The following is a 25,577-nucleotide window of genomic DNA, read 5'->3' as shown; positions in this document are numbered from 1 at the left end:
CTGTTGAAACACCATGAGCGACTGGATTCTCTACCTGCTGATTGCGGTGGCGCTTGCCTTTGCCACCTCCAGCTGGTGGGGGGTGCGGCGCCTCAAGGCCCTGCACGTTCGCAGTACCGTGGCCGGTGAAGCTTATGACTCCGGGCTGGCGCAGCAGCGCGTGGCAGTAGTCCTGAACCCCATCAAGGCGCGGGCTGGAGAAGCCCGGGAAATGATTCACAGGGCCTGCCTTGCCGCCGGGTGGGACGAGCCCGTCTTCTTCGAAACTACGGCGGAGGACCCCGGATTTTCCCAGATGCAGGCGGCACTGGCAGGAAAGCCCGACGTCGTCCTGGTGGGCGGCGGGGACGGCACGGTACGCGTGGTGGCTGAGGCCCTCGCACGCACCAACGTTGCCATGGGCCTGATTCCGCTGGGCACCGGCAACCTGTTGGCCCGCAACGTGGACCTGGACGTGAACGACCTCCACGGCAACGTCCAGACAGCGCTTTTCGGCCGCCAGCGCTATATCGACACTGCCCGCATGGCCATTGAGAACTCGCGGACCGGGCATTACTCCGAGCACGTGTTCCTGGTCATCGCGGGCATCGGCATGGATGCGGAGGTCCTGGCCGACACCAACGCGGGGCTGAAGAAGGCGGTGGGCTGGCTGGCCTACACGGAGGCCGGCGTGCGGCACCTCCCCGGCCGGCGGAAGAGGGTATCCATCGCCCTGGACGGGAGCCCCGAGCAGATCCGGAACATCCGCAGCGTGCTGTTCGCCAACTGTGGTCTGGTACCGGGCGGCATCGATTTCATCCCGCAGGCCATGATCGACGACGGCATGCTGGACGTAGTGGTGATGAGCCCGCGCAGCGCCCTTGGCTGGCTCCTGATGTACGTGAAAATCATGTTCAAGCACAGCGGAAAGCTGCCCGTCATGACCGTATACCGGTCAACCAGGGTGGTCATCAAGTGCCCCGAGCCCATGCCCACACAGCTCGACGGCGACACATCAGGGGAAGCGACACAGCTTACGGTTCAGGTGGAGCCCCGGTCGCTCCTGATCCGGGTGAAAGGGCAGGTACAGGCCACCGGGGCAACCGCGCGGTAATAAGGGGTAAAAGCGGGGCCGGCAGGAATGCCGGCATTACGCAGCGCCGGGATCCAGCTCAGGTCCCGGACTCTTTCTCCGCGTCAGCGGCCTGCTTGGCAGCGGCATGGGCTTCTTTGGCAGCGGCGTGGGCTTCGGATTGCTCGCGGATCATGGCCTGCTCCTCCTCGAAGCGCAGGCGGTCGGCGCGGTCAGCGTCGTCCCCGTCCCAATCCTGGTTGTCCGCCGTCGGCTTGGGGTTGACGATCATCCCCTGGCCGTCGTTGTCATTGCTGCTGGTCATGACCCGCTCCCTTCATCAGGGGCCATACCCCATGTGGATCAAGCAAGCATACGCATTGTCCACAGCCCGCGGAAGTACCTCCAGAGGCATTCGCCTACGCTGTGCGCGAAGCCTCGGAACCGCTTTCACCTGCGACGGATTCCGCGGCAAGTATGGATTGGACCCAGGTGTGCGCCGCCGAGAAGGCTGCATCGGAGGTGTGCGCCGCCACCGGCGTGGCCTGCCCGTCAGCCCTGGGGTACGAGCCCAGGAAGCGGGTTCCCGGGCTGATGCGGTGCAGCCCGGCGAGCGCATCCGCCACCCTCGCTTCGCAGGCATGGCCGTCCGCGTCAATGCTGAAGAAGTAGTGGCCCAGGTACTGCCCGGTGGGCCGGGATTCAATCCGGCTGAGGTTGACGCCCCGGCTGGCGAACTGGTCCAGGATCTCCATCAAAGCGCCCGGACGGTCCTCCGGAAGCGGGACCACAACGGTCGTCTTGTCTGCTCCGGTAGGCGCCGGCAGTGCACCGGGCCGGCTGACCAGGATGAAGCGCGTCACGGCACCGGGGTTGTCGCCGATGTCCTCTCCCAGCACGGACAGCTCCGGGTGCTCCCGGGCAACGAGCGGGGCGCAGATTGCGGCGTCGTAGGTGCAGTCCCGCTCCAGCAGTCCGAGTGCCGCTGCAGCTGTTGATGAGCCGGGCACATATTCCGCTTCAGGTATATGCTTCTCCACCCACAACCGGCACTGGGCCCAGGCATGGCCGTGGGTGGACACCCGCCGGACGTCTTCCACTCCTACTCCGGGCCGGGACACCAGGACAAAGCTGATGGGAACCAGGACCTCGCGGATGATGCGCAGTTCCTGGCCGGAGGCGATCGCGTCCAGGGTGGCAGTGACTCCGCCCTCCACCGAGTTCTCGATGGGGACCATGGCGCCGTCCGCTGACCCGTCGCGCACCCTGTCAAGGGCGGCATTGACGTTGGAGGCCGGGACCCTGACGGCCTGGAGTGCATCAGCCACCTGCAGGAGGGCCGCCTCGGTGAAGGTGCCCTCCGGTCCCAGGAAGGAGTAGGTTCGGGGACTGCCGGGCACTAAAGGACCAGCGGCTTAAGTCCGTTGTCCGAGACCAGGGGCTTGCCGGATTCCAGCCACTGGTCCATGCCGCCGGAGACGTTGATGGCGGTGTAACCCTGGCCGGTAAGCCATTGGGCAACGCGGAAGGACCGCCCGCCCGTGCGGCAAATGACGTAGAGGTCCTCGTCCGGGTCGAGTTCGCCGAGCCGGGCCGGGATCTGGTCCATGGGGATGTGGAGTGCGCCGTCGGCGTGACCGGCAACCCACTCGTAGTCCTCCCGGACATCCAGGATCACTGCGTCAGCGGGGACGTCGTGGACGGGGACGGTATCGAAATCGCTCATCGGAGTCCTGTCTTGGCGGATCAGAGTTCGCTTTAAGCCTAGCCCTTCTGCCCCTTGCCGCCTTGAAGAGGCCGGAAAACTTGAAGAGGCCGGAAAAGCCGCGGGTTAGGCTGGAGGAACCCAAGGAGGTTTCCATGTCCCGACAGATCGCCACCCTCACCGGGGCACTGGCACTCACCGGCCGCAACATGGAACCGGCGGCCGGACGACGAACGGTGGCGCGTTTGCATGGCTGAACTCCACGAACTCCCGGCCCTGGACCTGCGGGATCTCCTGCGGAGCGGAACGGTGTCCGCGGTGGAGGCAGCCGAGCATTTCCTGGCACGGATCGAGCAGCAGAACCCCCTCCTGGGCGCCTTCATCACCGTGACTGCGGACCAGGCCCTGGAGGAGGCCCATGCGGCGGACGTCAGGCACTCGCGGACAGTCGCCGCGGACCTGCCCACGCTGCACGGCATGCCGCTTGCCTTCAAGGACCTTACCGACGTCGCGGGCGTGGTGACCACGCACGGCAGCGCCGCACTGGAGCACAAACCTGCCCCCGTCGACAGCCCGCTGGTGGCCCTCTTTAGGGACGCCGGCGTGACCGTCCTGGGCAAAACGCAGGTGCCAGAATTTGGACTGACCGCGTACAGCGAAAACCGCATCGCACCGCCGTCGCGCAATCCCCGCGCACCCAGCCGGAGCTCGGGAGGCTCCTCCGGCGGCAGCGCCGCTGCGGTGGCGGCAGGGCTGCTGCCTTTCGCCCCGGGGACCGACGGCGGCGGGTCAGTCAGGATTCCGGCGGCCGCGTGCGGCCTGGTGGGGTTGAAGCCGGGACGGGGCCTCGTAACGGCCGGGGAAAGCGCGGGCGACCCCGCCCGGCTGGTGGTGCCCGGTCCCCTCGCCTGGAGTTCAGGGGACACAGCACTGATGATGGACGTCCTGGCCCCGGGGCACGCCTACCTCCAGGCGCTGCAGCACGAGCCACCGCGGCTAAGGATCGGTGTTACGCTGGACAGCCCGTGGTCGAGCACTTTTCCCTTCACCCTGGAGCAGGAGGCTCTGGACGCGCTGCGCGCAGGCTTTGCACTCCTGGAGCAGGCCGGCCATGCTCTTGGTGATGCCGACATCCGCTACGACAACCGCTATCCAGATGCCTTCACTACGGCCTGGACCGCGGGGGTGGGTGCCGCCAGGATCAGCCCCACGCGGGAGGCGCTGCTGGCACCCCTCACCAGGACCTTCCGGCGGCGGGCCCAGCAGCGCAGCCCGGCCAAGCTCGCCGAGGCGCTGGCCTTCCTACGGCAGTTCCAGCACGACACCCTGGCACAGTACGGGCAGTGGGACCTGATGCTGATGCCCACGCTGGCACAGACTCCGCGGCCGGTGGGCTGGTTCACCGGGACGGCCCATGGAAGCGACCGCTGGCCGGCCGCCGAGTGGCCCGGGGATGCCGACGGCGACTACCGGAAACAGTGCGAATACGCGCCATGGTCCTCCATGGTGAACGTGTGCGGACTGCCGGCCATCACCCTTCCCGTGCACTGGACGGGAGGACCCGCCGGCAGCGGGCTTCCCATGGGCATCCAGCTGGTGGGGCCCATGGGATCGGAAACCCTCCTCCTGCAGGTGGCGCGTCAGCTGGGCTTCTAGGAAAGCCGGCCTGTTAGGCGACCCCCCGAGGCTGTTGACCTGGATCTAACGCCACCTTAACCCGCTGGTAACCGTGGCCGCGCAAACTGGAAATGCACGTTTCTGCACCTGCATCCGTCCTCCCCCCGACCAGGAGTTGCCACCATGAACGCTGAACAGGCTGCGGCGAGCGCTGGGCCCACCGAGACAGTCGACGACGAACGGCCGGACCTGAGCAACGCCAACGTCAGGGAGGACGTGGCTTTGGCCGGCAGGTGCGGACTGGTCCACCTGCCCACGGGCCGGACCTGCCTCCTCCCCCTCCGCCATCAAGGGCCCTGCGAGTTCCACCGCCCGCAGGAGGCGGAGGACGTGGTGTCCAGCGGCGACTGACAGCTTCCTGCACTGCTCTCTCGACTCCCACGCCCGGCAGGAGGACGATTAAAAGGCAGTCACCATAAGGAGGTCTGTGATGTGCTACGCATCGAGCAAGGACTTCGGGTGGGGCGCAAAGAAAGAAACCACGCGCCGGCCTGAAGCGGAACCGGAAACCCCTGCGGAACCTCCGGAGGAGCCGGTCAAGGCACAGAATTTCACGTTCTGGGCCTTCCCCAACTGGCGCAGGACCCCTGCGCCGCGCACCCCCTCCGCCGACGGGGACAAGACCCAACGGAGCAGGGAGAGGGTCTGACGTCCGGGCACCTGCCCGCGCAAAAGTCAGCAATCAACGGAGGGGTCCTTGGAGGGCCCCTCCGCGGTCTTCCCTGCAGCCTGCCCCAAATGCAGCAGCTTACGGCCGCAACTCACGGCGCCGCCGGCCCGGCCGGTCGTTGTGCTGTCCCAGCAGTGCGTCTATGGTTGAACAATAAGCATGCTTAGCATTCTGGGAAAGGGGATGAGCATGAGCGCAGGACAATACACTCCGGGGCCCGACCGTCGGCCGGAAACGGACACCGACATGACGCCGTCGAACGCAGCACCCTCAAACATGACGCCGTCGAACACAGCCCAGCCGGCAGCAGACCGCGCAACCTACGGCAACGCGCCATCCTACTCAGCGGGTGAGCCGGGAACACCTGCCGCCGGAACCACCCCAAGGGCCGGCGGCGCTCCGGAACGCAAAGTCACGCGCACCGGTGTCATCTGGGCGGCCGTGGTAGCAGCCCTGGTGCTGCTGATCCTGCTGATCATCTTCATCCTCCAGAACCAGGAGCTGGTCCTGGTGAAGTTCCTGGGCTTCGAAGGATCCGTCCCGTTGGGCATGGCACTGTTCATCGCCGCCGTGACCGGCGCCGTCCTGGTGGCCGTGGCAGGCGGCGCACGGATCCTGCAACTGCGCCGGAACGCCCACCGGTCCAGGGTCCAGCAGCGCAGGTAGAGGCACGGCCAATACAGAAAGCCGCCCGGCAAGGAGAGGCTGCTGGCGATGGGCAAGGTTGTGGTGATGAACCACGTGACGCTCGACGGCGTCATGCAGGGTCCCGGCCGGCCGGATGAGGATACGCGGGGCGGATTCAGCGACGGCGGCTGGGCGGTTCCCTACGCCGACCAGGCCACGGTGCAGAAGATGGGCGAACGGATGGGTCCGGACCATGCCTTCCTGTTCGGGCGTCGTACCTACGGGCAGCTCCTCGCGTCATGGAACGCCCAGGGCGGCCCCTTCAAGGAGGCCCTGAACAACACGCCGAAGTAAGTCGCTACCAGGGATCCGGCAACCAGGCTGGAGTGGCCGAACTCCATGCTCCTGCACGGTGACGTTCCCGCGGCCGTGCAGGAACTCCGGGAAAGCTTCGCCTCCAACCTCGTCATCATGGGCAGCGGAGTGCTGATCCGCGCACTCATGGCTGCTGGCCAGATTGACGAATACCTGCTGATGATCCACCCGGTCGTCCTGGGCAACGGGCAACAGCTTTTCGCGGGCGGCACCAAAACCCCGCTGCGGCTCATCGAAGCCGACCATACAAGCACCGGCGTCCTCATGGCTTTGTACACCCCGGACAAGCCTGGTTAGGAACGCCGGCCGGATCAGGCGGCCAGAGCGTGGGGCACCGGGAAACCCCGCGCCCCTCGGCGGAACCGAGCGTCAGCGGGAGCCCAGGCTGGCGAACTTGCGGGCCCGGGCGGCCACCAGCTCAGGCACGGGAACACCGGCCACGGAAGCCAGCTCGTACTCAATGGCCCTGGCCATCCGGCTGCAGAACTCGCGTGGTTCCACAGAAGCATCGCCGCGCTCATCCACGATGTGGTCCACCAGGCCGTTGGCATACAGTGCCGTGACGTTCACACCCTGTGCCTGCGCCATGTCCGGGGCGAACGCGGTGGTCCGGTGCACGATGGCACTGGCACCCTCCGGGGGCAGCGGCGAAAGCCAGCTGTGCTGCGCCGCGATGGTCCGGTCGGCCGGGAGCAGCGCAAGGGCGCCGCCCCCTGCGCCCTGGCCCAGCAGCACGGAGACCGACGGCGATTCCAGCCCGATCAGTTCGTGCAGCGAGCGCGCAATCTCACCCGCAAGCCCGCCTTCCTCCGCCTCCTGCGACAGGGCTGCGCCCGCGGTGTCGATGACCGTGAGCAGGGGGAGGCGCAACTCCTCCGCCAGCTTCATCCCCCGGCGCGCTTCCCGCAGCGAACCTGGCCCCATGCCGACCGCGTCCTTCCGCAGCGGACGCGCATGCCCCAGCACGATGCATGGCTGGCTGCCAAAGCGCGCCAGGGCCAACAGCAGCCCCGGGTCCTTCTCGCCCTGCCCGGTCCCGTTCAGGGGCAGCGCGTCGGTGGCACCGAACTTCAACAACTGGCGGAGGTCGGGCCGCCGCTGCCGCCGCGAGATCTCGATGGACGTCCAGGCATCAACGGTCGAGGGGCGGACGTTGAGGGTCTCGGGCGGAGCGGGAACCCCTGCAGCGGCACCCTCCTTCATGGCCAGGATGTCCAGCGCCCGGCCCACCAGGTCGGCCAGGTCGCCAGGTTCCACGACGCCGTCGATCAAACCCTTCTGGAAGAGGTTCTCCGCCACCTGTACGTTCTCAGGGAACGGTTCGCCGTACAGCGCCTCGTACACCCGCGGGCCCAGGAATCCCAGCAGCGCGCCGGGCTCGGCCACGTTGATGTGCCCCAGCGATCCCCAGGATGCCATGACGCCGCCGGTGGTGGGGTGTCGCAGATAGACAAGGTACGGAAGCCCGGCCTGGCGGTGCGCCCGGACGGCACCGGTGATCTTGACCATCGACAGGAACGCAAGCGTCCCTTCCTGCATCCGCGTCCCCCCGGACGCGGGGCCGGCCAGCAGCGGCAGGCCCTCCGCAGTGGCACGTTCGACGGCGGCAACGATCCTTTGCGCCGCCGCGTGGCCTATCGACCCGGCCAGGAAGGAGAATTCGCTGACGATCAGCGCCACCCGGCGGCCTCGGATGAAACCGGCACCGGTGATGACCGACTCGTCCGCGCCGCTGCGTTCGCGGGCCCTGGCCAGGTCGCGGGCGTACTCAGAGGACAGGACCGGCTGTTCCGGCTCCGTATCCCATGAGATGAATGAACCCGGGTCCACCACCGCATCCAGCAGTTCGGTCGCTTTCAAGTGCCGCACCTTCTCCGCCGTCGCCATGCTATTCGGCCCCGGGAGCCGTGCCGTTGCCGGCCGCAGAAGCGAGGCCCAGCCACTCCCGGATCGCCGGCCCGTCCTCGTTGAGCAGCGGCGGGGCATCATGGTGCTTCCCGGTGGTTTCGGCGGCGTCGCCGGGGGCGAAGAACCGCAGCGGCGGGCCGGGCAGGCTGACTTTGCCGAGCAGGGGATGCTCCACATCCACCACCAGCCCCTGGGACGCCACCTGCTCCCAGGCGTACACCTCGTCCAGTGAGCGGACCTTCCCGGCCGGGATCCCGGCGTCGTTCAGTTTTTGCAGCAACTCCTCCGCGCCGAACGCCGCAAAGGCCCGTTCGACGGCGGCAATCACCTCTGCGCGGTTCCGCACCCTTTCGGCATTGCTGGCAAAGCCCGGGGCGGCCGGGTCCAGGCCAAAGGCCGCAGCGAACGACTGCCACAGCTTCTCGCTGCCGACGCTGATCTGCACGCTGCCGTCCTTGCACTTGAACAGGCCGTAGGGGGCGATGGACGGGTGATGGTTGCCCTGGGCCTGCGGAACTTCGCCGGCGACGGTGGTCCTGGTGCCCTGGAAGGCATGGACCCCGATCAGCGATGCCAGCAGCGACGTGCGCACCATCTTGCCCTGGCCTGTTCGGTTCCGCTCCACCAGGGCGGCCAGCACGCCGGCAACCCCGTTCATCCCGGAGAGCAGGTCGGCAATGGGAACCCCCACCCGCTGGGGATCGTCCGGGCCCGACCCGGTGAGGGACATCAGGCCGGCTTCACCCTGCAGGATCTGGTCATAGCCGCTGCGCTGGGATTCGGGCCCGTCATGGCCAAAGCCGGTGATGGACAGGATCACCAGGCGCGGGTTGATCTCGTGCATGGCGCCGGTTGAGAAGCCCAGCCGGTCCATGACGCCCGGCCGGAAGTTCTCGATCACCACGTCTGCCCGTTCCAGCAGGCCGCGGAGCACCGCCTTGCCGTCGTCGCTTTTCAGGTCAAGGGTGATGGATTCCTTGTTGCGGTTGCAGGACATGAAGTAGGTGGATTGCAGGTCGTCCTCCGGGCCCACGAAGGGCGGGCCCCAGCCCCGGGTGTCATCCCCCGTGCCCGGGTTTTCCACCTTGATGACACGGGCGCCGAGGTCCGCCAGCATCATGCCGGCGTGCGGTCCGGCCAGTGCCCGGCTGAGGTCGACGACGGTGTGCCCGGCCAGGGGGCCTTGGCGGTTCTCGGTGCTCATGTTCTGGTTTCCTCTCTAAAAAACAGGCTGGGTTGGGGTGCGATGGCCGTTAGAGCCAGCCGGGGACCACCAATGCCAGCCACGCCAGGACGGGTCCGGCCACGATGACGATCCCGCTGTAGCCGAGGATCCGCTTGTAGAACTGGTCCTTGTCCACGCCCTCGGGGGCGTTGGCGAGCACCAGGGCGCCGTTGGTGGAGAACGGCGAGACGTCCACGATGGTGGCGGAGACGGCGAGCGCGCAGATAACGCCCACGGCGCCGATTTCGCCGGTGGAAAGGAACGGGACGGCCAACGGGATGAGGGCCGCAAGGATGGCAGTGGAGGACGCAAAGGCGGACACCACGGCGCCGATGAAGCAAATGATGAGGGCTGCAAGGAGCGGCATTCCCATGTCGGCCACGCCGCTGGACACGAACTTGATGGTGCCGGCTTCCTCCAGCACTCCAACGAACGTCAGCATGCCGCAGATCAGCAGCACTGTGGACCAGCTGATCTTGTTGATGGCGCCCTTCTGCGCTGCGGGTGACACCAGGGCCAGCACGATGGCGATGGTGATGGACACAAAGCCGACGTCCATCTTGAAACCGAGGGCCACGACGGCCAGCACAATCAGGCCGGCAATGGTGACCAGCTGCGGGATTCGGTCCTTGCGCTCCTTGGTGGCAGCGATACCGTCTCCGGCGGGGTCCCGGGGGCCGTACATGCCGGAGCCGAAGCCCTTGAACGGGACGTCGCCGCCGGCGGCCTTGGCACCGACGCTGACGGACATCCGGGCCTCGGCCGCCTGCTCCACAAAGTGGCCCACCCTGGAGGACAGGAGGTTCTTGCCGCCCAGGACCACGAAGAGCACCATTGCGATGACCAGGTTGAAAATGAGGCTCGAGAGGAACAGTGCGGTGGGGCTGAAGGCGAGATCGGTCTTGGCAAGGATGCCGTTGACGGTAACGCCGTAGACCGCGATGGGTGAGAAGCCCCCGGCCTGGGCGCCGTGGATCACCATCATGCCCATCAGCAGCGGGCTGATCTTGTACTTGCCGGCAAAGCTCAGGGCAATCGGGGCAATGATGGCGACGGCGGCGGGAGACAGTGCGCCCACGGCGGTAATGACGGCGGTGATGGCGAACATGACCCAGGGGATGAGGGCCACGCGGCTGCCTACCAGCTTGACCGCGCCGCGGACCAGCAGGTCGATGGTGCCGTTGTTCTGCGCGATGGCGAACAGGTACGTGACGCCGACGATGGTCAGGAAGAGGCCACCGGGGAAGTTGGCCAGGATCTCGTTGGTGGACATGCCCAGCACCAGGGCGCCGAGCAGGAACGCGCCGACGAAGGCAAGCGCCCCCATATTCAGGGGCAGGACGGTGGCGAGCAGGAACATCGCCGCCAGGATGATGATCGATAAGACAGGAGCGGACATCGTTGGTTCTCCATTGGGGGTGCGAGGAGTGTGACGTGAGTTACTGGCTCACTGGACTAGCCTCTTAGACACTGAGTCCATCTGTCAATAGACGAAGCAGGTATCCTGATCCGGTACGTCCGAGGGAGGGCTTTGTGGAGAAGACAGCACGGCTGGGCCTGGAGCGGGTCTCGCGCCCGCGGCTTTACGAGCAGCTGGTGGAGCAGATCCTTGCGTACATTGAGTCCGCCCAGCTGAAGCCCGGCGACCTCCTCCCGGCGGAACGGGACCTCGCGGAGCGGCTTGGGGTTTCCCGCGCCACGCTGGCCCAGGCCCTGGTGGCCCTGGAAGTACTGGGCGTGATCGATGTGCAGCATGGCACCGGCGCCGTCCTGGCCCGGCGGCCCAGCGTCGCCTCGGTGGTCAAGGGCCTGCGCGAGCACCAGAGCCGGCTGCCGGAAATCGTGGAAGCCCGCAGCACCCTGGAAGTCAAGCTTGCCGCCCTCGCGGCGGAACGCCGGACCGACGCAGACCTGGCCGCCATCGACAACGCCCTGGACGTCATGTCGAAGGAAATCGACCACGGCGACCGCGGCGCCCAGGGCGACGAACTGTTCCACCAAGCCGTCACCGCCGCAGCCCACTCCTCGGTGCTCGCGCAGCTGATGGCCTTCATCGCCGAGATGATCCTGGAAACCCGGATGGAGTCGCTGGGCCAGCCCGGACGCCCCGAGCAATCCCTCGCCTCGCACCGCAAGATCACCGACGCAATCCGCGCGCAAGACGCGGATGCCGCCGCGAAGGCCATGCTGGCGCATATCGAGCTGGTCTCGGACGTGGAACTGCTCCGCTAGGTCAGCCAAGGGCGTAGGCCCGCGGGAACCTGCTGCTAGAAGGTGCCGGTGTTCGACCCTGTGGTGGCGGCGACGGCCAGGCCAATGATGAACAGCAGCCAGATGGCGCCGTAGCCCAGCAGGCAGAGGTAGCCCAGCACCAGGCCGGTGATGGACATTCCCTTGCCCGAGGGTTCGCGGCGCAGGGCCAGGTGGCCGGTGATGATGGCGGCGAACTGGGGCAGCAGCAGCCAGCCCATGATCACCGACGCGATGCCGCAGACCATGCTGGCGATGCTCAGGGTCTTCGGTTCCACCGCCCTGCCGTAGTACGGCTGGCCGAAGTACTGGGGCTGGCCGTACTGGGCGTTGTTGTACTGTCCTTGGCCGTACTGCCCCGGGTTGTACTGGGACTGGCCGTACTGCGGCTGCCCGTAGGAGGGCCCCTGGTTCTGCGGCGGCGGCTGGTAGCCGGGCCAGGGCGAAGAACCGCTGCGCTGGTAGTCAGGTCCCTGGGATGGCTGGTTGCTCATGATTTCTCCCCTATGAATCTGGCTACAGCCTACTTCAGTGCAGCGCCAGCCGGATGGCCAGGATTACCATCAGCACGCCGATGGCTCCGTCGATCCACCGCCAGGTGCGGGGACTGCTGAGCACGCCTGCCAGCGCCCTGGCCCCGTACCCCAGGCCAAAGAACCACAGCACGCTCCCGGTGACCGCGCCTGCGGCAAAGATCCAGCGCAGGTCGGGGCCCTGCTGGTTGGCCAGGCTGCCCAGCAGCACCACGGTGTCCAGGTAGACATGGGGGTTGAGGAAGGTCAGGGCGGCGGTGGTGGCAATCACCGAATTCTTCGACCGGGGCGCCTGCCCTGCCAGGGCCGAGGGCTTCATCGCAGCCATGAAGGAGCGCAACGCGAACCACAGCAGGTAGGCGGCCCCGGCCCAGCGCAGGACTTCCAGCGCCCCCGGGAAGTGGGTGACAATCGCACCGATCCCCGCCGTCCCGCCGACAATCAGCACGGCATCCCCCGCCATGCACACGGCCACCACCGCACCGATGTGCTCCCTGCGGATGCCTTGGCGCAGCACGAAGGCGTTCTGCGCGCCGATGGCCACGATCAGTGCGAGGCCTGTCAGCATTCCGGTTATTCCTGCGGTCCACATAAGGACGACGGTAGGATCCAGGCGAAGTTCAGGCAAATAAAGGATCTTGGGGAATCATTAGGATGTCTTTATGAACCTGGAACACCTGAAAGCCCTCGTGGCGGTTGTCGACGAGGGAACGTTCGAGGCAGCCGCGGACCTGCTTCGAATCACCCCTTCCGCGGTGAGCCAGCGGATCAAGGCCCTGGAAGCCTCGGTGGGCCAGGTCCTGGTACGCCGCCGACTGCCCTGCACCGCCACCGACGCCGGTGCGCTGCTGCTGCGGATGGCCCGCCAGGTGCAGGTACTGGAGGCGGAGACGGCGGCAGCGCTTGGTTCAGGAATGAACGCGCGGGCCCACCTGCCGGTGGCCATCAATGCGGATTCACTGGCCACCTGGTTTGTCCCCGTCCTGCATCAGGCCGCGCAATGGGAGGACACCACCCTCGATCTCCACGTGGAGGACCAGGGCTTCAGCAGCCAGTTGCTCCGCGAGGGGGACGTCATGGGGGCTGTGACCTCGGATCCTGTTCCCGTGAGCGGCTGCCGGGTGGACCTGCTGGGCTCCATGCGGTACATCCCGGTGGCTGCCCCGGGGCTGCGGCGCCGCTTTTCCGCATCCGGGCGCTTGGATTGGGCCGCAATGCCGGTCCTGAAATTCAACACGAAAGACACCCTGCAGCAGCAGCTGCTCGCCGCAAAAAACGTGTTGCAGCTTCCGCCCACGCACCTGGTGCCTTCCTCCCAGGGATTCCTCGCCGCGGTCACAGCCGGGCTGGGCTGGGGCATGATCCCGGAACTCCAGCTCACCGATGAGCTGGCCGACGGCGTCCTGGTCCGGTTGGATGACACCGCCTACCATGATGTGGCGCTTTACTGGCAGGCCTGGACGCTCGATTCGGAACGGCTCAACCGGGTCACCGCCGCAGTGCGCAGCGCCGCCAAAGACCAGCTGCGGCCGGGTGAATCGGGGGAAGCTACCGGCCCAAGTAGGGCAGGATATAGACGGCAAAAATGACGAAGGCCGCCAGGAGGGCGAGCTTTCCTCCACTGGTAACGCCCTGCTGCTGCGCTTTGCCGTTCCGGCCGTGGCGGATTGGTCGCCCCGGCGTTCCCGCCTGGTGGCCCGGGACTGCCTGCCGGTCTCCCGTGGACTTTCTTGCCGGCGTTCCTTTTGCCGCTCCCTTCGCAGGCAGGGCACGGCCGGCGGGGTGCCTCGACACACTTCGGGTCCGGTCCGCGTCCTCGTCTGAACTGGACTTTCGCTGCGGGCCGGCCGAGGGGCCGGCGGGGGGAAGTGCTCCAGCCGGCCGCACCACGGTTCCCGGGCGCACGTTCCGAAGGGCAGTGATGCCGGGCTCCTGCTCATGGGTGAGCTGTTGGCCGAGTTGGGCGTACAGCCCTACAACTGCCTGCTGGTCGAGCACTGCCGGGAGCGCCTCGATGGCCGCCACCACCCGCTGGAAACCGGCCACGGCAACGTCCGAGTCGGTCACCCCGAACAGGTCCGGCTGTGCGGCCATGCAGATGAGCGGACGCACCAGCCTGCGGTGCGGCGGAGACAGCACGGAAGCCACGGCAGCGCACTGGGCCAGCGCACCTTCCACCGCCTGGGTCCGGGCATAGCGGCCCTGCCACAGCACACCCGATGCCACCCGGACTTCACCGGTCCAGTTCTTGGAATCGACCACCACTACCCCGCCGGGACCCACAAGGACGTGGTCAAGGCTGGCCTTGGGGCGGCCCGGCCAGTGGACATCGTGCAGCACGTACCAGCCGCGCGGGACCAACTCGCTGAGCTTGTCGGCCACCACCCGCTCCCCCACGGCCGCGGCATCCCACGACTTTGTGGCGCACTCGGCCTGGTCGAGCCGGCGCTTCAGGCGGGCAACGCGCTCGGCCGCCAGTCTGGACTGCTCCGCTGCCCCGTCTCCTGCCCCCATTGGACGTCCCCGTTTCCTTGCCGATGGGATGACGCCGGCGGCCCGCCGTCGTCCGTTCCTTCCGGTTTTCTTCCTGGAATTTTTTCGAAATTAGCAGGACGGGAAAGCGCGGGTATATAGGTACTTTCCGGGCCGTGTACTCAGGTGGACTACTTGGTTGTGGGCGTCATGGCGTGTCACAGGGTCCGGATTTTGGGCGGGTCGTTTTGACTCCTGCCAGGTTCTGGCATGCTGGAGCCATGGCTAGCCGCGCGGGCACAGTTGCCCAACCCCAGGACCTTGTTGACATCACTGCGCTCCTTGACGCGTATTACGACATCGCACCGGACCTTGGTGATCCCGGGCAGCGTGTGGTGTTCGGAACATCCGGGCACCGGGGTTCCAGCCTCAAGGCCTCCTTCAACGAGCAGCACATCGTGGCCATCACCCAGGCGATTGTCGAATACCGGGCAGCGCAGAGCGTCACCGGCCCGCTGTTCCTGGCCAAGGACACGCACGCGCTGAGCGAGCCGGCACAGAACTCGGCCCTGGAGGTGCTGGCAGCCAATGGAGTCCAGGTCCTGGTCGACGCCCGCCACGGCTACACCCCCACCCCGGCGCTGAGCCACGCCATCCTCACGTACAACCGCAAGGCGGCACAGGGTGCACCGCAGGCTGACGGCATTGTGGTCACGCCCAGCCACAACCCACCGGCCGACGGCGGCTTCAAGTACAACCCTCCGCACGGCGGCCCCGCTGACTCGGACGCCACCGGCTGGATTGCCAACCGCGCTAACGAACTGCTGGAAAACGGACTGCGCGGCGTGAAGCGGATCCCGCTGGCGGAAGCCCAGGCCGCGGACACCACCGGAAAGTTCGACTTCCTGAGCAGCTATGTGGACGACCTTCCGTCCGTCCTGAACCTGGACGCTATCCGCAACGCGGGCGTCCGGATCGGCGCGGACCCCATGGGCGGCGCCTCCGTTGACTACTGGGGCGAGATCGCCGAGCGCCACCACCTGGACCTCACCGTGGTGAACCCCACGGTGGACCCGCAGTGGGCCTTCATGACACTCGACTGGGACGAGAAGATCCGCATGGACTGCTCGTCGCCGTCCGCCATGGCCTCGCTGATCCAGCGCATGTCCGACGCCGCAGCTTCCGGGCAGCCGGCCTTCGACGTGGCCACCGGCAACGACGCCGACGCCGACCGGCACGGCATCGTCACCCCCGACGGCGGCCTGATGAACCCCAACCACTACCTGGCCGTGGCCATCGACTACCTCTACCGCAACCGCAGCGGCTGGAACCCGGCCTCGGTGGTGGGCAAGACCCTGGTGTCCTCCTCGATCATCGACCGCGTGGCCGAGAGCCTGGGCCGGAAGCTTGTTGAAGTTCCGGTGGGCTTCAAGTGGTTTGTCCCCGGCCTGCTGTCCGGCGAAGGCGCATTCGGCGGCGAGGAATCCGCCGGTGCCTCCTTCAACAAGCTGGACGGCAGTGTGTGGACCACGGACAAGGATGGCATCCTGCTGGCCCTGCTGGCCTCCGAGATCACCGCCGTGACCGGCCAGTCCCCGTCCCAGCTCTACAAGGGCCTGACGGACCAGTTCGGCGCCCCGGTCTACGCACGGATCGACGCGGCCGCCACTCGCGAGCAGAAGGCGAAGCTGGGCAAGCTTTCCGCTGCGGATGTCACCGCTACCGAACTTGCCGGCGAGACCATTACGGCCAAGCTCACCGAGGCCCCTGGCAACGGCGCGCCCATCGGCGGCCTGAAGGTGGTCACCGAGAACGCCTGGTTCGCTGCCCGCCCGTCCGGCACCGAGGACGTCTACAAGATCTACGCCGAGTCCTTCAAGGGCGAGGAGCACCTGAAGCAGGTGCAGGCCGAGGCCAAGGCACTGGTGGACAGCGTTATCGCCTAGCTTCCACCTTCGAGGCGCCAGAGGCCGAGGATCCGCCTGATGGTGTGGTCGCCTTCGGGGGCCATGTCCACCAGGGCAATACGGTCAAGCACGACGGCGTCACCCGGGTGGAGTCGCTTGGCCTCAGTTTCTGCGGTGGCCGGGCTGGTGCTGGTTTGGTTCGTGACCGCCTGGTGGGAGACGTGCGGGCGGTAGCCGGTCAGGGTGTGGTGCGGGGTGAGGATCCTGCCGCCCGCATCCGTCACCACCTGCACCAGCCGCTCGTGCAGTTCCTGCAGGGCTGGGTGCGGTTGCACGAGGTTGACGGGGACGGAGCCGTTGCGCCCGAAAGCGGCGTCCTTCCCCACTGTCAGTCCGGCACCGAGCGCTGTGGCGGCGGCAGCGTGGGCCAGCCCGGCGATGCGTTCGGCGATGTCGGCACTGTCCTGGCTGCCGGCGTCGAACCTCACCAGGGTGATGTGCAGCGGCCAGTCAGTCCGCGGGAAAACCTGGCCCTCAGCCACGGGCTCGACGAAGGCCACAAAGATCAGGTTCCGCATCGCCATACCCCAGTCTCCCACCCGCCCCTTCGACGCCCGCTCACTTTTGGCAACGGATGCTCCAACGCCCGCTCACATGTGACGGTAAAACAACGAACGCCCGCTCACCATCGTGAGCGGGCGTTCACTAGAAGACCGCCAAAAGTGAGCGGGCGATTGTTGGGGGGCAGACGTTAGACGGTGCGGACGGCCTCGTCGTAGGAGAACTTCGGCTTTGCCTCGCCCCAGGCCTCTTCACCGGGCTGGCCGATGTTGACCACCAGGAAGCTCTTCTGGTCGCCGGCCGGGAAGAAGGCGGCGTCGATCGCGTCGAAGTCGGCGCCCGTCATGGGGCCGGCGGCGAAGCCGAGGGAGCGGACGGCAAGGATGAAGTAGCCGGCCTGGAGGTGCGCGTTGTTGTTGCCGGTGGCGGCAGCCAGGGCGGGATCGGCGTCGTACATGGCCTTCGGCGCGTTGTAGCCGGGGAGGAAGTTGTCCCATTTGCCGGCCCAGTCGGTGTCATAGCTGAGGATGGCTACCAGCGGTGCGGAGGCCGTCTTGGCCTGGTTGCCGCGGGACAGGGCGTCCACAAGCGTGGCGCGGGCCTCGGGCGAGCGGACGTAGGTGACCCGCAGCGGCTGGGAGTTGAAGGCGGTGGGGCCGAACTTGGTGAGCTCGTAGATGGCCTGTGCCTGCTCCTCGGTCACCTCACCGGTAAAGGAGTTGGCGGTGCGGGCCTGGGCGAAGATGGCGTCCACGGCTGCCGAGTCGATAACCGCTTCGTCATGGGCAATGGTCATTGGCTTACCTTTCGCTGTGCCGCCCGCCTGCCGGGGTGGCCTCTGTTGCTTTCCATAGTTGCAACTTCAAGTGCTTTCCTCCTCTTCCCGTGACGCCGGGTGACCTTGGACACAGCAGGGCTGCGCGAAAAACTTGGCGGTATTCTTGAGCGAGTTGATCTTCGCCCCCTCGCGGCACCCCCTGAAAGGCATCCCTTCCCATGAGCATGCTCGGAATCAAATGGAAGCTGCACGGCACCGGCAAAAACATCAAGCCCGGCCAGGTGGTGGCCCCGGACGAGCGGTTGGCGTGGCCGCTGACCATTGGCGTGGGCATGCAGCACGTGGTGGCCATGTTCGGCGCCACCTTCCTGGTTCCCATCATCACCGGGATGCCGCCGGCCACCACGCTGTTCTTCTCCGGCATCGGCACGCTGCTGTTCCTGGTGATCACCAAGGGCCGGGTGCCCAGCTACCTGGGTTCAAGCTTTGCGTTCATCGCGCCCATCACCGCGTCCCAGGCGCAGTTCGGCATCCCCGGAGCGCTTGGCGGCGTGGTGCTGGCCGGCACCACCCTGGCCCTGGTGGGCGCAGTAGTGCAGAAATTCGGCGCCGGGTGGATCAACCGGCTGATGCCGCCCATCGTCACCGGTGCCATCGTGGCGCTGATCGGCCTGAACCTGGCCCCCGCCGCCAAGCAGAACTTCGACGCTGCCCCCATCACCGCCTTGGTCACGCTGGTCACCATCCTCCTGGTCAGCGTCCTGTTCCGCGGGATCCTGGGCCGGCTCAGCATCCTGGTGGGCGTGGTGGTGGGCTACGTCGTGGCCATGCTCCGCGGTGAGGTGAAGTACGACAAGATGGACGCCGCGGCCTGGGTGGGCCTGCCGCACTTCCAGACCCCCGAGTTCCACATCGGCGTCCTGGGCCTGTTCGTCCCGGTGGTCCTGGTGCTGGTGGCGGAGAACATCGGCCACGTGAAGTCGGTTGCGGCCATGACGGGACAGAACCTCGACGGCGTCTCCGGACGCGCGCTGATGGCTGACGGTGCCGCCACCATGCTGGCAGGCTTCGGCGGCGGCTCCGGCACCACCACCTACGCGGAAAACATCGGCGTCATGGCGGCCACCAAGGTGTATTCGACGGCGGCCTACTGGGTGGCGGGCATGTTCGCCGTCCTGCTCAGCTTTTCGCCGAAGTTCGGCGAACTGATTGCCACCGTCCCGGCAGGCGTGCTGGGCGGCGCGGCCACCATGCTGTACGGCATGATCGGCGTCCTGGGCGTGAAGATCTGGGTGCAGAACAAGGTCAACTTCTCCAACCCCGTCAACCTGACCACCGCGGCCGTGGCCCTGATCATCGGCATCGCCGACTACACGTGGACCATCGGCGACCTGAAGTTCACCGGCATCGCCCTGGGCTCCGCTGCCGCGCTGGTGATCTACCACGGCATGAAGGCGGTGGCGAAGGCACGGGGAACGGTGGCCGAACCCGAAACCGAGCAGGGAGTGCTGCCTCCCGCGGCCAAGGCCGCGATGAAGGCCGCGGCGAAACGCGCACCGAAGAAGCGCTAAGGCGGAACGCCGGGAAGAGGCGGGCTCCGGGGCTGCCCCTGTAGGGTAGACGGACATCAGGCACTACCTTTGGGGGACCATGCTTGAGAACACTGCACGTCCGTCGCAGCCGCCACCGCCGGCAGCCCACCGCCACGTCCAACAGGCGGACCTGCCGCCGGAGCAGATCCATACCCAGCCTCCAATACCCAAAGGCCGCTTGGCAGGCTGCGTCCTCGCGGTTCTCCTGGGCGGCTGGATGCTCGCAGTTCCGGTGGGACTCATTGACCGGCTAAAGGATGCTTCCGGGCCTGGGGTCGCGGTCATATCAGGGATTGTCATCCTCACCGCCGTGGCCACCGCGGGCCTTGGGGGTTTCCGTTTCTTCAATGCAAGGGACCGTCGCAGGTGGTTGTCCCTTGCGCTCATCGCGGCCCTGGCGGCAGCCGTCATCGCGGCGATACTTTCAGCGTCCCAACCCGACTTCGGGCTGCTGCTGGCCGCTCCCGCCGTGGCGGCGGGAGTCCCGGCACTCATGGCGCTGATAAGGGACGCCCGCAGGTCGTGACGCCGGCCTGGTTGGCGGCATCGCGACAAGCGGATCCGGCTTTGGTTAGGCCAGTCGGGTAGCAGCTAGGCCGCATGTCCTTCCGGTGCCGGGCCGCCCGCCATCCCGGCGTGCAGGCCCGCGACCGGGTGGCCCGGCGGGAACGGACCTGGACGGCCAAGGCCGAACACCGGAACCGGCAGCGGCCGCTTCGCCGCCAAAGAGCCGTCGGACTGATGCGGGCGCAGCCGCTTCAGCACCCACGGCACGAAATACTGCCGCGCCCACACCAGGTCCTCGGCCCGGGCCTGCGTCCACCCGTGGGCCGGAAGCGGCCGCGGCTGGAGCGGCTTGAGCGCGTGCGCCACGCCCAGGGCGTTGAGGGTGGCCACGGCAACAGAGTGATGGCCCAGCGGGGACAGGTGCAGCCGGTCCGGGTCCCACATCAGCGCGTGCTGGAGCTCGGGCAGGCACCACAGATCAACCATGATGGCGTGGTGCCTGGCCCCGATCCGGTGCAGGTGCTCGTTGTAGATGGCCACGCGGCCACGGATCTTGCCAAAGACCGGCGTATTCCCCCAGTCGGGCCCGGCGTACAGCAGCACGGTGGCACCCGTAGCGGTCACGACCCCCACGGCCTCGTCGATTTTTTCCGCCAGCTTGTCCGGATCCCCGTGGCGGAACACGATGTCGTTGCCACCGCCGGACATGGCTACCAGGTCGGGTTTGAGTGCCAGGGCCGGTGCCAGTTGCCCGTCCAGGATCTGTTTCAGCAGCATGCCGCGGATGGCCAGGTTGGCATAGGCGAAATCAGGCTGGCCGGCGGCCAGTTCCTCTGCCACCCGGTCTGCCCAGCCCCGCAGGCCGCCCAGGCTCTGCGGTTCGGGGTCGCCAATTCCTTCGGTGTAGGAGTCCCCCAGTGCGACGAACCGGTGCCAGGGGTGCTTGGCCGGTCCTCCCGCAATGGAGCGCAGCTCCTGCTTCGCGATGGTCATGCCGTCCTCCCTTCTGCAGCGGGCGGGGGTTCCTTCCCCGCCGCAGCGTCCTTGCGGGGCGACGACCCGGTTGGAAAGTCACGCCCCGCCGCCGACGGCCGCGGAAGCTCCGACACGCCGTCGTACGTTTCCTGCCGCAGCCCGGAAGGCTGCCCGGCCCCACGGTCCATGCCGCTGGGGGCCACCACATTCAGTGCCGCGTCCCGGAGGTCCAGTTCGTGGTGCAGCGCCTGCGTCTGCAGGAACCGAAGCGCCCCCTCACGGGTGAGCCCGTATTCGTTCATGAGGCTGCGCACCGCAAGGTCCACCAGGACCAGGGAACTTTGGACGACGGCGAGACCCGCCGTCGTTTCCGCACGCTCAGCCACCCGGACCACAACACGCAGGGCCCGCGCCACCTGCCGCGCGTAGCTTTGGCTGTGCACCAGGTCATCACTGGTGAAGGTGTGCGGTGACGGTGAGTAAAGGTTGATGGCGGCGCTGGTGGCACCCTCGGTGAGGATGGGGACGGAGAGCAGGGACTGCACGCCGTGGACGGCGGCAGCACTGGAATACCCAGGCCAGCGGCGATCCCGGCTCAGATCTGACAGCAGGACGAATTCCCCAGTGCGCACGGCTTCCATCACCGGTCCATCGGCGAAGGAACATTGCTCACGGTCCGCTTCGCGCGCCTGCTCGGTACTGGCCGCGAGGGTGCGGGCCTTGCCCAAGCGAAAGAGGGTGGCCGCCCAGCTGATGCTGCGGCGCTCACCTTTGATACCCGTCATGAAGTCGCGGGTCACTTCCCAGAGGTAGTCTTCAACGTCCTTGCTGTCGAAAACGGGCTCCGGGGTAACTGGAAGCGGTCCCCAGCCAACCTGCCCCGTGGGATCAGCGGCCATGCTCCAGCCCTGCTATCAGCGCTTCGGCCCACTGCAAAACCTCTGATTCAAGAATACGACCCCATTGCACCCCGGTGGGGAATAGCGGGGAAACAAGGGGGATTCGCCCGGTTACCGATGAGCGGCGCGCCGGTGTCCCCTTCCGCCGGCCCCCTGCGCAGTAGCATCGGGAGAGGGAACGCCGAATACTCCCTGCTCGCTTGGGTACCTGTCCTTGAGCAAGGGGTCGTGGAGCATCCATGCCAGCACGGAAACGAGCAATGGAAAGAGGAGCTTTATGCAGGAGCCGGGCACCAGCGAGCACACTTCAGAAGCGGATACAGCCGCAGGCAACGGGGAAGTGGAAGCGGGCGCTGCGGAGCAGGCAGCGGAACTGGACGTCAACTTCGACGAGCAGTTCTTTGCCGCCCGGCCGAAGGCACTGCGGCCCATCGCCCGCCGGCGCCAGTTCGTCGGCAGCAGGCCATCCTTCGAATTCGACGGGCGCAACGCCGCCTATGTGGAGTGGCTGCGCAACCAGGCCATGCTCGGGGACGCGAACACCTTGGCCCGGCAGCTGTCAGGCCAAGCCAGCATGTGGCAAAACTCGTACGCGCACCCAAACCCGCGTGCCGCCGTCGAACGCGCCTCCGTGTGGTTCACCGCCTACCCGCTGTCCTTCATCACCCCCACCGGCCAGTCGTTCCTCTCGGCACTGGGAGACCCGCAGATGTGGAAGGCCTTCCGCGAAATCGGAATCCGCGGCATCCACACCGGTCCCGTGAAACTTGCCGGCGGCATCAGTGGCTGGTCCCACACGCCCAGCGTGGACGGGCACTTCGACCGCATCAGCATGGCCATCGACCCGGTCTTCGGCACCGAGGACGAGTTCCGCAGGATGTGCGAAGTGGCTGCTGAGCACGAGGGCACCATCATCGACGACATCGTCCCCGGCCACACCGGCAAGGGAGCCGACTTCCGGCTCGCCGAAATGAACTTCCGGGACTACCCCGGGATTTACCACATGATCGATATCCCGGAAGAGGACTGGAACCTGCTCCCGGACGTCCCCGAAGGTGCCGATTCGGTCAACCTCAGCCCCGACGCCGAGCAGGCGCTGCAGAAGGCCGGCTACATCATCGGCCGGCTGCAGCGGGTCATCTTCTACGAGCCCGGGGTAAAGGAAACCAACTGGAGCGTCACCCGGCCCATCGTGGACACCACCGGCCAAACCCGCCGCTGGGTCTACCTGCACTACTTCAAGGCCGGGCAGCCCTCCATCAACTGGCTGGACCCCACGTTCGCCGGAATGCGGCTCGTGGTCGGCGATGCCCTGCACTCGCTCGTGGACCTTGGCACCGGAGCGCTGCGCCTTGACGCCAACGGCTTCCTGGGCGTGGAAAAGAGCGCAGAGGAACAGCCCGGCTGGTCGGAAGGCCACCCGCTCTCCGAGGCCGCCAACCAACTCATCGGATCCATGATCCGCAAGGTGGGCGGGTTCTCCTTCCAGGAACTGAACCTGACCATCGACGACATCAAGGCAACCTCGGAGTCCGGCCCGGACCTGTCCTACGACTTCATCACCCGGCCGGCGTACCACTATGCCCTGGTCACCGCGGACACCGAGTTCCTGCGGCTGACCCTCCGACTGTCCCTGGAAATCGGCGTCGACCAGGCCTCGCTGGTGCATGCCCTGCAGAACCATGACGAGCTCACCTACGAACTCCTGCACTTCGCGGCCGGGCACCGGGACGAGATGTTTGAGCTCAACGGCGAGGAACTTACCGGCGCACAGCTGGCCGAGCAGGTCCAGCAGACCCTGCGGGACCGGCTCACCGGCGAAAACGCGCCCTACAACGCCGTGTTCACCACCAACGGCATTGCCTGCACGTCGGTCAGTTTCATCATGGCCGCCCTGGGAATCCAGGACCCGGACGCCGCCACCCCGGAGCAGGAAGCCCAGATCCGGGACGTCCACCTGCTCCTGGCCATGTACAACGCCCTGCAGCCCGGCGTCTTCGCGCTTTCCGGCTGGGACCTCACCGGCATCCAGGCGCTGGACCGCAGCAGGGTCCGGGAACTCACGTCCCAGGGCGATACCCGCTGGATCAACCGCGGTGCCCACGACCTCATGGGAACCAGCCCGGACGCAACCACGTCATCGGCCGGGATGCCGCGGGCCCGCAGCCTCTACGGGCCACTACCAGAACAGTTGAAGGACCCGGACTCGTTCGCGCGCAGGCTGCAGCGGATCCTTGCGGTCCGCGAGGACAACGGGATCGCCACCGGCACCCTGCTGGACGTGCCGGACGTCTCCAACCGCAGCGCACTGGTGCTGGTGAACCGGCTGACGGACGGCAGGCTGCAGGTCACGGCGCTCAACTTCTCCGGGCAGGACATCGCCGGCAGCATCCAGTCCAACGAGCTGCCATCCGGCGCCAACGTCACGGACCTCTTCAGCGGCGAGACAGTGGGCCAGGTGGACGACCTGCACAGCTTCTTCCTGGAACTGCCCGCCTATGGCGGCACTGCACTGCTGTTGACCGAGGCACCTGAGCCGGAGGCCGAGGCCTAACGCCGGGGGTGGCGCCGGAAAACCCCGGCGCTACCCGACTGCTGCGGCCGTCAGCGTCGCTTCGATAATGGCCGGCGAGAGGACGTACTGGGTGACCAGCTGGCTGGCCCCAAGCACGCCCGCATGGGCGCCGGCCCGCGAAACGTTAATGCGCAGGTGCGAGGTGGCCAGCGGCGGAGAGCGCCGGTACACCACCTCGCGGATTCCGGCCACCAAGTGCTCCCCCGTCTCGCCGACACTGCCGCCCACCACGATGACGGACGGGTTGAGCAGGTTGACCACGGTGGCCAGCACCTCGCCGATGTCCCGTCCGGCCTGCCGCAGGGCCTGGATGGCCTGCAGGTTGCCGTCGGCGGCGAGCCGGAGCACGTCGGCGCCTATTGCCACGTCAAGTCCCTGCTCCTTCAAGGAGCGCGCGACGGCGGGACCTGACGCGAGTGCCTCCAGGCACCCAAAGTTTCCGCAGGCACACAGGACATCCGAGCCCCGTGCCACCTGGACGTGCCCCAGGTCGCCGGCCGTGCCGTTGGCGCCGCGCTGCAGTTCCCCGTTGCTGATGATTCCGGAGCCAATGCCGGTGGCCACCTTCACGAAGAAGAAGTTGCTGTGCTCGGGCCAGTGCGCGGACTGCTCCCCCAGCGCCATGATGTTCACGTCGTTGTCCACCAGCACGTGGACCGGCAGGGACCGCTGGACGTAGCTGACTACGTCGAACCCGTCCCACCCCGGCATGATGGGCGGCTTCACCGGCTTGCCGGTGTCGTGTTCCACCGGGCCGGGCAGCCCGATACCGATGCCGGCGAGCTCCCCCACGTTGCGTCCCACGGACGCCAGCAGCTCCTTGCCCTGCGCCACCACCCGGTCCAGCACCACCTCCGGCCCGTCGGCCACCTGCTGGGCCAGCCGGTGTTCGGCGAGGATGGTTCCGCCAAGGTCGGTGACCGCCACGATGACATGCGTGGCGCCCACGTCCACGGCCAGGACCAGGCGGGCGGAAGGGTTGAAGGCAAAGCGCGACGGCGGCCTGCCGCCACTGGAGAGCGCCTCCCCTGCCGGACCCACCAGGCCGGACAGCATCAAGGCGTCGATCCTGGAAGCGACGGTGGAACGGGCCAGCCCCGTGGTCAGGGCCAGCTCCGCACGGGTACGGGCCCTGCCGTCCCGGAGCAGCTGGAAGAGGTCGCCCGCACGCGACAGGCTGCCGACGTCAGCGTCTTTCGCGGCCTGTTTCCCCGTGGCTTGAGTCATGTCTAAGTCATAACACTCTTACTTACTACTGTCATCACGGCAGAAGAATGACGCGCAACAAAC

Annotated in this window: 27 protein-coding genes; 13 read left to right on the top strand and 14 right to left on the bottom strand. The window is 67.1% G+C overall.

Annotated elements, in window-relative coordinates; translation table 11 throughout:
• Nucleotides 1-13 precede the first annotated feature (13 nt).
• Nucleotides 14-1,093: a diacylglycerol kinase family protein gene (locus ACETK3_RS13860; protein ID WP_306969691.1), complete on the top strand. Its 1,080-nt coding sequence runs from the start codon at nucleotides 14-16 to the stop codon at nucleotides 1,091-1,093.
• 58 nt (nucleotides 1,094-1,151) lie between these two features.
• Here ACETK3_RS13860 and ACETK3_RS13855 read toward each other — a convergent pair whose 3' ends face one another.
• From ACETK3_RS13855 to ACETK3_RS13845, 3 genes are all read right to left on the bottom strand, one after another.
• Nucleotides 1,152-1,376 (bottom strand): hypothetical protein, encoded by a 225-nt coding sequence (locus ACETK3_RS13855; RefSeq protein WP_306969692.1) that lies wholly within the window; start codon nucleotides 1,374-1,376, stop codon nucleotides 1,152-1,154.
• Nucleotides 1,377-1,470: 94 nt separating this feature from the next.
• The gene (gene pheA, locus ACETK3_RS13850) at nucleotides 1,471-2,451 is read right to left on the bottom strand and encodes a prephenate dehydratase (protein WP_237429569.1); all 981 of its coding nucleotides are present in this window, start codon (nucleotides 2,449-2,451) and stop codon (nucleotides 1,471-1,473) included.
• On the bottom strand, nucleotides 2,451-2,777 hold the full coding sequence (locus ACETK3_RS13845) for a rhodanese-like domain-containing protein (protein WP_142131663.1): 327 nt from the start codon (nucleotides 2,775-2,777) through the stop codon (nucleotides 2,451-2,453). The genes pheA and ACETK3_RS13845 overlap by 1 nt, the downstream gene beginning before the upstream one ends.
• A gap of 228 nt (nucleotides 2,778-3,005) precedes the next feature.
• On the opposite strand from ACETK3_RS13845, the gene ACETK3_RS13840 reads away from it, so the two are divergent.
• The 6 genes from ACETK3_RS13840 to ACETK3_RS13815 all read left to right on the top strand — a co-directional run bounded on the left by ACETK3_RS13840 (nucleotide 3,006) and on the right by ACETK3_RS13815 (nucleotide 6,402).
• Nucleotides 3,006-4,412: an amidase gene (locus ACETK3_RS13840; RefSeq protein ID WP_306969696.1), complete on the top strand. Its 1,407-nt coding sequence runs from the start codon at nucleotides 3,006-3,008 to the stop codon at nucleotides 4,410-4,412.
• Between the two features lie 144 nt (nucleotides 4,413-4,556).
• A complete protein-coding gene (locus tag ACETK3_RS13835; RefSeq protein WP_236821025.1) occupies nucleotides 4,557-4,784 on the top strand; it encodes a hypothetical protein in 228 nt (75 codons plus the stop codon).
• 79 nt (nucleotides 4,785-4,863) lie between these two features.
• The gene (locus ACETK3_RS13830) at nucleotides 4,864-5,082 is read left to right on the top strand and encodes a hypothetical protein (protein WP_236800550.1); all 219 of its coding nucleotides are present in this window, start codon (nucleotides 4,864-4,866) and stop codon (nucleotides 5,080-5,082) included.
• Nucleotides 5,083-5,292: 210 nt separating this feature from the next.
• Nucleotides 5,293-5,769, top strand: a complete 477-nt coding sequence (locus ACETK3_RS13825; RefSeq protein ID WP_236800549.1) for a lipopolysaccharide assembly LapA domain-containing protein — start codon at nucleotides 5,293-5,295, stop codon at nucleotides 5,767-5,769.
• Between the two features lie 48 nt (nucleotides 5,770-5,817).
• Nucleotides 5,818-6,084: a hypothetical protein gene (locus ACETK3_RS13820; protein WP_373993067.1), complete on the top strand. Its 267-nt coding sequence runs from the start codon at nucleotides 5,818-5,820 to the stop codon at nucleotides 6,082-6,084.
• A gap of 45 nt (nucleotides 6,085-6,129) precedes the next feature.
• Nucleotides 6,130-6,402 (top strand): dihydrofolate reductase family protein, encoded by a 273-nt coding sequence (locus ACETK3_RS13815; RefSeq protein WP_306969701.1) that lies wholly within the window; start codon nucleotides 6,130-6,132, stop codon nucleotides 6,400-6,402.
• 72 nt (nucleotides 6,403-6,474) lie between these two features.
• On the opposite strand, the gene ACETK3_RS13810 is transcribed toward ACETK3_RS13815, so the two are convergent.
• Genes ACETK3_RS13810 through ACETK3_RS13800 form a run of 3 tightly spaced genes read right to left on the bottom strand, consistent with a single transcriptional unit; the run spans nucleotide 6,475 to nucleotide 10,637 of the window.
• Nucleotides 6,475-7,992: a carboxyl transferase domain-containing protein gene (locus ACETK3_RS13810; protein ID WP_306969703.1), complete on the bottom strand. Its 1,518-nt coding sequence runs from the start codon at nucleotides 7,990-7,992 to the stop codon at nucleotides 6,475-6,477.
• Between the two features lies 1 nt (nucleotide 7,993).
• Nucleotides 7,994-9,217: a CaiB/BaiF CoA-transferase family protein gene (locus tag ACETK3_RS13805; RefSeq protein ID WP_306969705.1), complete on the bottom strand. Its 1,224-nt coding sequence runs from the start codon at nucleotides 9,215-9,217 to the stop codon at nucleotides 7,994-7,996.
• Nucleotides 9,218-9,266: 49 nt separating this feature from the next.
• Entirely contained in the window at nucleotides 9,267-10,637 is a 1,371-nt protein-coding gene (locus ACETK3_RS13800; protein WP_236800545.1) for an SLC13 family permease, read from the bottom strand.
• Between the two features lie 134 nt (nucleotides 10,638-10,771).
• Between ACETK3_RS13800 and ACETK3_RS13795 the strand changes: the two genes are divergently transcribed.
• Nucleotides 10,772-11,470 (top strand): FadR/GntR family transcriptional regulator, encoded by a 699-nt coding sequence (locus ACETK3_RS13795; RefSeq protein ID WP_373993066.1) that lies wholly within the window; start codon nucleotides 10,772-10,774, stop codon nucleotides 11,468-11,470.
• 35 nt (nucleotides 11,471-11,505) lie between these two features.
• Here ACETK3_RS13795 and ACETK3_RS13790 read toward each other — a convergent pair whose 3' ends face one another.
• Together ACETK3_RS13790 and ACETK3_RS13785 are read right to left on the bottom strand one after the other, a co-directional pair.
• A complete protein-coding gene (locus tag ACETK3_RS13790) occupies nucleotides 11,506-11,982 on the bottom strand; it encodes a DUF4190 domain-containing protein (protein WP_236800543.1) in 477 nt (158 codons plus the stop codon).
• A gap of 34 nt (nucleotides 11,983-12,016) precedes the next feature.
• Nucleotides 12,017-12,589 (bottom strand): LysE/ArgO family amino acid transporter, encoded by a 573-nt coding sequence (locus ACETK3_RS13785; protein WP_236800542.1) that lies wholly within the window; start codon nucleotides 12,587-12,589, stop codon nucleotides 12,017-12,019.
• A 94-nt stretch (nucleotides 12,590-12,683) separates the two neighbouring features.
• On the opposite strand from ACETK3_RS13785, the gene ACETK3_RS13780 reads away from it, so the two are divergent.
• Nucleotides 12,684-13,610 (top strand): LysR family transcriptional regulator ArgP, encoded by a 927-nt coding sequence (locus ACETK3_RS13780; protein ID WP_373993065.1) that lies wholly within the window; start codon nucleotides 12,684-12,686, stop codon nucleotides 13,608-13,610.
• On the opposite strand, the gene ACETK3_RS13775 is transcribed toward ACETK3_RS13780, so the two are convergent.
• Nucleotides 13,570-14,535: a nuclease-related domain-containing protein gene (locus ACETK3_RS13775; RefSeq protein ID WP_306969709.1), complete on the bottom strand. Its 966-nt coding sequence runs from the start codon at nucleotides 14,533-14,535 to the stop codon at nucleotides 13,570-13,572. The genes ACETK3_RS13780 and ACETK3_RS13775 overlap by 41 nt on opposite strands.
• A 239-nt stretch (nucleotides 14,536-14,774) precedes the next feature.
• On the opposite strand from ACETK3_RS13775, the gene pgm reads away from it, so the two are divergent.
• Nucleotides 14,775-16,439 carry a phosphoglucomutase (alpha-D-glucose-1,6-bisphosphate-dependent) gene (gene pgm, locus ACETK3_RS13770; protein WP_306969711.1) on the top strand — a complete coding sequence of 555 codons (1,665 nt, stop codon included), beginning with the start codon at nucleotides 14,775-14,777 and terminating at the stop codon, nucleotides 16,437-16,439.
• Here pgm and ACETK3_RS13765 read toward each other — a convergent pair.
• Entirely contained in the window at nucleotides 16,436-16,978 is a 543-nt protein-coding gene (locus ACETK3_RS13765) for a 2'-5' RNA ligase family protein (protein WP_373993076.1), read from the bottom strand. The genes pgm and ACETK3_RS13765 overlap by 4 nt on opposite strands.
• 173 nt (nucleotides 16,979-17,151) lie before the next feature.
• Nucleotides 17,152-17,757, bottom strand: coding sequence for a malonic semialdehyde reductase (locus ACETK3_RS13760; protein ID WP_373993064.1), 606 nt, complete (start codon nucleotides 17,755-17,757; stop codon nucleotides 17,152-17,154).
• A gap of 200 nt (nucleotides 17,758-17,957) precedes the next feature.
• Here ACETK3_RS13760 and ACETK3_RS13755 point away from each other — a divergent pair, with 200 nt between their 5' ends.
• On the top strand, nucleotides 17,958-19,310 hold the full coding sequence (locus ACETK3_RS13755) for a uracil-xanthine permease family protein (protein ID WP_373993063.1): 1,353 nt from the start codon (nucleotides 17,958-17,960) through the stop codon (nucleotides 19,308-19,310).
• A 79-nt stretch (nucleotides 19,311-19,389) separates the two neighbouring features.
• Nucleotides 19,390-19,857 (top strand): hypothetical protein, encoded by a 468-nt coding sequence (locus ACETK3_RS13750; protein WP_373993062.1) that lies wholly within the window; start codon nucleotides 19,390-19,392, stop codon nucleotides 19,855-19,857.
• A gap of 65 nt (nucleotides 19,858-19,922) precedes the next feature.
• Here the strand turns inward: ACETK3_RS13750 and ACETK3_RS13745 are convergent, their stop codons facing one another.
• A complete protein-coding gene (locus ACETK3_RS13745; protein ID WP_237429556.1) occupies nucleotides 19,923-20,831 on the bottom strand; it encodes an SGNH/GDSL hydrolase family protein in 909 nt (302 codons plus the stop codon).
• Nucleotides 20,828-21,712: a GAF domain-containing protein gene (locus ACETK3_RS13740; protein ID WP_373993061.1), complete on the bottom strand. Its 885-nt coding sequence runs from the start codon at nucleotides 21,710-21,712 to the stop codon at nucleotides 20,828-20,830. The genes ACETK3_RS13745 and ACETK3_RS13740 overlap by 4 nt, the downstream gene beginning before the upstream one ends.
• A 277-nt stretch (nucleotides 21,713-21,989) precedes the next feature.
• Here ACETK3_RS13740 and treS point away from each other — a divergent pair, with 277 nt between their 5' ends.
• Nucleotides 21,990-24,266: a maltose alpha-D-glucosyltransferase gene (gene treS / locus ACETK3_RS13735; protein WP_236800534.1), complete on the top strand. Its 2,277-nt coding sequence runs from the start codon at nucleotides 21,990-21,992 to the stop codon at nucleotides 24,264-24,266.
• A gap of 30 nt (nucleotides 24,267-24,296) precedes the next feature.
• On the opposite strand, the gene ACETK3_RS13730 is transcribed toward treS, so the two are convergent.
• Nucleotides 24,297-25,514, bottom strand: a complete 1,218-nt coding sequence (locus ACETK3_RS13730; protein ID WP_373993060.1) for an ROK family transcriptional regulator — start codon at nucleotides 25,512-25,514, stop codon at nucleotides 24,297-24,299.
• Between the last annotated feature and the right edge of the window lie 63 nt (nucleotides 25,515-25,577).

This window comes from Arthrobacter sp. E44 (genome assembly GCF_041877125.1).
Taxonomy (GTDB): Bacteria; Actinomycetota; Actinomycetes; order Actinomycetales; family Micrococcaceae; genus Arthrobacter.
The sequence above is the reverse complement of the archived record's forward strand: the minus strand, read 5'-3'. Positions and strand labels throughout refer to the sequence as shown.

Excerpts from the sequence above, each read along its gene's own strand:
- ACETK3_RS13860 (WP_306969691.1), top strand. The coding sequence starts at position 14 with ATGAGCGACTGGATTCTCTACCTGCTGATTGCGGTGGCGCTTGCCTTT.
- ACETK3_RS13855 (WP_306969692.1), bottom strand. The coding sequence starts at position 1,376 with ATGACCAGCAGCAATGACAACGACGGCCAGGGGATGATCGTCAACCCC.
- ACETK3_RS13845 (WP_142131663.1), bottom strand. The coding sequence starts at position 2,777 with ATGAGCGATTTCGATACCGTCCCCGTCCACGACGTCCCCGCTGACGCA.
- ACETK3_RS13840 (WP_306969696.1), top strand. The coding sequence starts at position 3,006 with ATGGCTGAACTCCACGAACTCCCGGCCCTGGACCTGCGGGATCTCCTG.
- ACETK3_RS13835 (WP_236821025.1), top strand. The coding sequence starts at position 4,557 with ATGAACGCTGAACAGGCTGCGGCGAGCGCTGGGCCCACCGAGACAGTC.
- ACETK3_RS13830 (WP_236800550.1), top strand. The coding sequence starts at position 4,864 with ATGTGCTACGCATCGAGCAAGGACTTCGGGTGGGGCGCAAAGAAAGAA.
- ACETK3_RS13825 (WP_236800549.1), top strand. The coding sequence starts at position 5,293 with ATGAGCGCAGGACAATACACTCCGGGGCCCGACCGTCGGCCGGAAACG.
- ACETK3_RS13820 (WP_373993067.1), top strand. The coding sequence starts at position 5,818 with ATGGGCAAGGTTGTGGTGATGAACCACGTGACGCTCGACGGCGTCATG.
- ACETK3_RS13815 (WP_306969701.1), top strand. The coding sequence starts at position 6,130 with ATGCTCCTGCACGGTGACGTTCCCGCGGCCGTGCAGGAACTCCGGGAA.
- ACETK3_RS13810 (WP_306969703.1), bottom strand. The coding sequence starts at position 7,992 with ATGGCGACGGCGGAGAAGGTGCGGCACTTGAAAGCGACCGAACTGCTG.
- ACETK3_RS13805 (WP_306969705.1), bottom strand. The coding sequence starts at position 9,217 with ATGAGCACCGAGAACCGCCAAGGCCCCCTGGCCGGGCACACCGTCGTC.
- ACETK3_RS13800 (WP_236800545.1), bottom strand. The coding sequence starts at position 10,637 with ATGTCCGCTCCTGTCTTATCGATCATCATCCTGGCGGCGATGTTCCTG.
- ACETK3_RS13790 (WP_236800543.1), bottom strand. The coding sequence starts at position 11,982 with ATGAGCAACCAGCCATCCCAGGGACCTGACTACCAGCGCAGCGGTTCT.
- ACETK3_RS13785 (WP_236800542.1), bottom strand. The coding sequence starts at position 12,589 with ATGCTGACAGGCCTCGCACTGATCGTGGCCATCGGCGCGCAGAACGCC.
- ACETK3_RS13780 (WP_373993065.1), top strand. The coding sequence starts at position 12,684 with ATGAACCTGGAACACCTGAAAGCCCTCGTGGCGGTTGTCGACGAGGGA.
- ACETK3_RS13775 (WP_306969709.1), bottom strand. The coding sequence starts at position 14,535 with ATGGGGGCAGGAGACGGGGCAGCGGAGCAGTCCAGACTGGCGGCCGAG.
- pgm (WP_306969711.1), top strand. The coding sequence starts at position 14,775 with ATGGCTAGCCGCGCGGGCACAGTTGCCCAACCCCAGGACCTTGTTGAC.
- ACETK3_RS13765 (WP_373993076.1), bottom strand. The coding sequence starts at position 16,978 with ATGCGGAACCTGATCTTTGTGGCCTTCGTCGAGCCCGTGGCTGAGGGC.
- ACETK3_RS13760 (WP_373993064.1), bottom strand. The coding sequence starts at position 17,757 with ATGACCATTGCCCATGACGAAGCGGTTATCGACTCGGCAGCCGTGGAC.
- ACETK3_RS13755 (WP_373993063.1), top strand. The coding sequence starts at position 17,958 with ATGAGCATGCTCGGAATCAAATGGAAGCTGCACGGCACCGGCAAAAAC.
- ACETK3_RS13750 (WP_373993062.1), top strand. The coding sequence starts at position 19,390 with ATGCTTGAGAACACTGCACGTCCGTCGCAGCCGCCACCGCCGGCAGCC.
- ACETK3_RS13745 (WP_237429556.1), bottom strand. The coding sequence starts at position 20,831 with ATGACCATCGCGAAGCAGGAGCTGCGCTCCATTGCGGGAGGACCGGCC.
- ACETK3_RS13740 (WP_373993061.1), bottom strand. The coding sequence starts at position 21,712 with ATGGCCGCTGATCCCACGGGGCAGGTTGGCTGGGGACCGCTTCCAGTT.
- treS (WP_236800534.1), top strand. The coding sequence starts at position 21,990 with ATGCAGGAGCCGGGCACCAGCGAGCACACTTCAGAAGCGGATACAGCC.
- ACETK3_RS13730 (WP_373993060.1), bottom strand. The coding sequence starts at position 25,514 with ATGACTCAAGCCACGGGGAAACAGGCCGCGAAAGACGCTGACGTCGGC.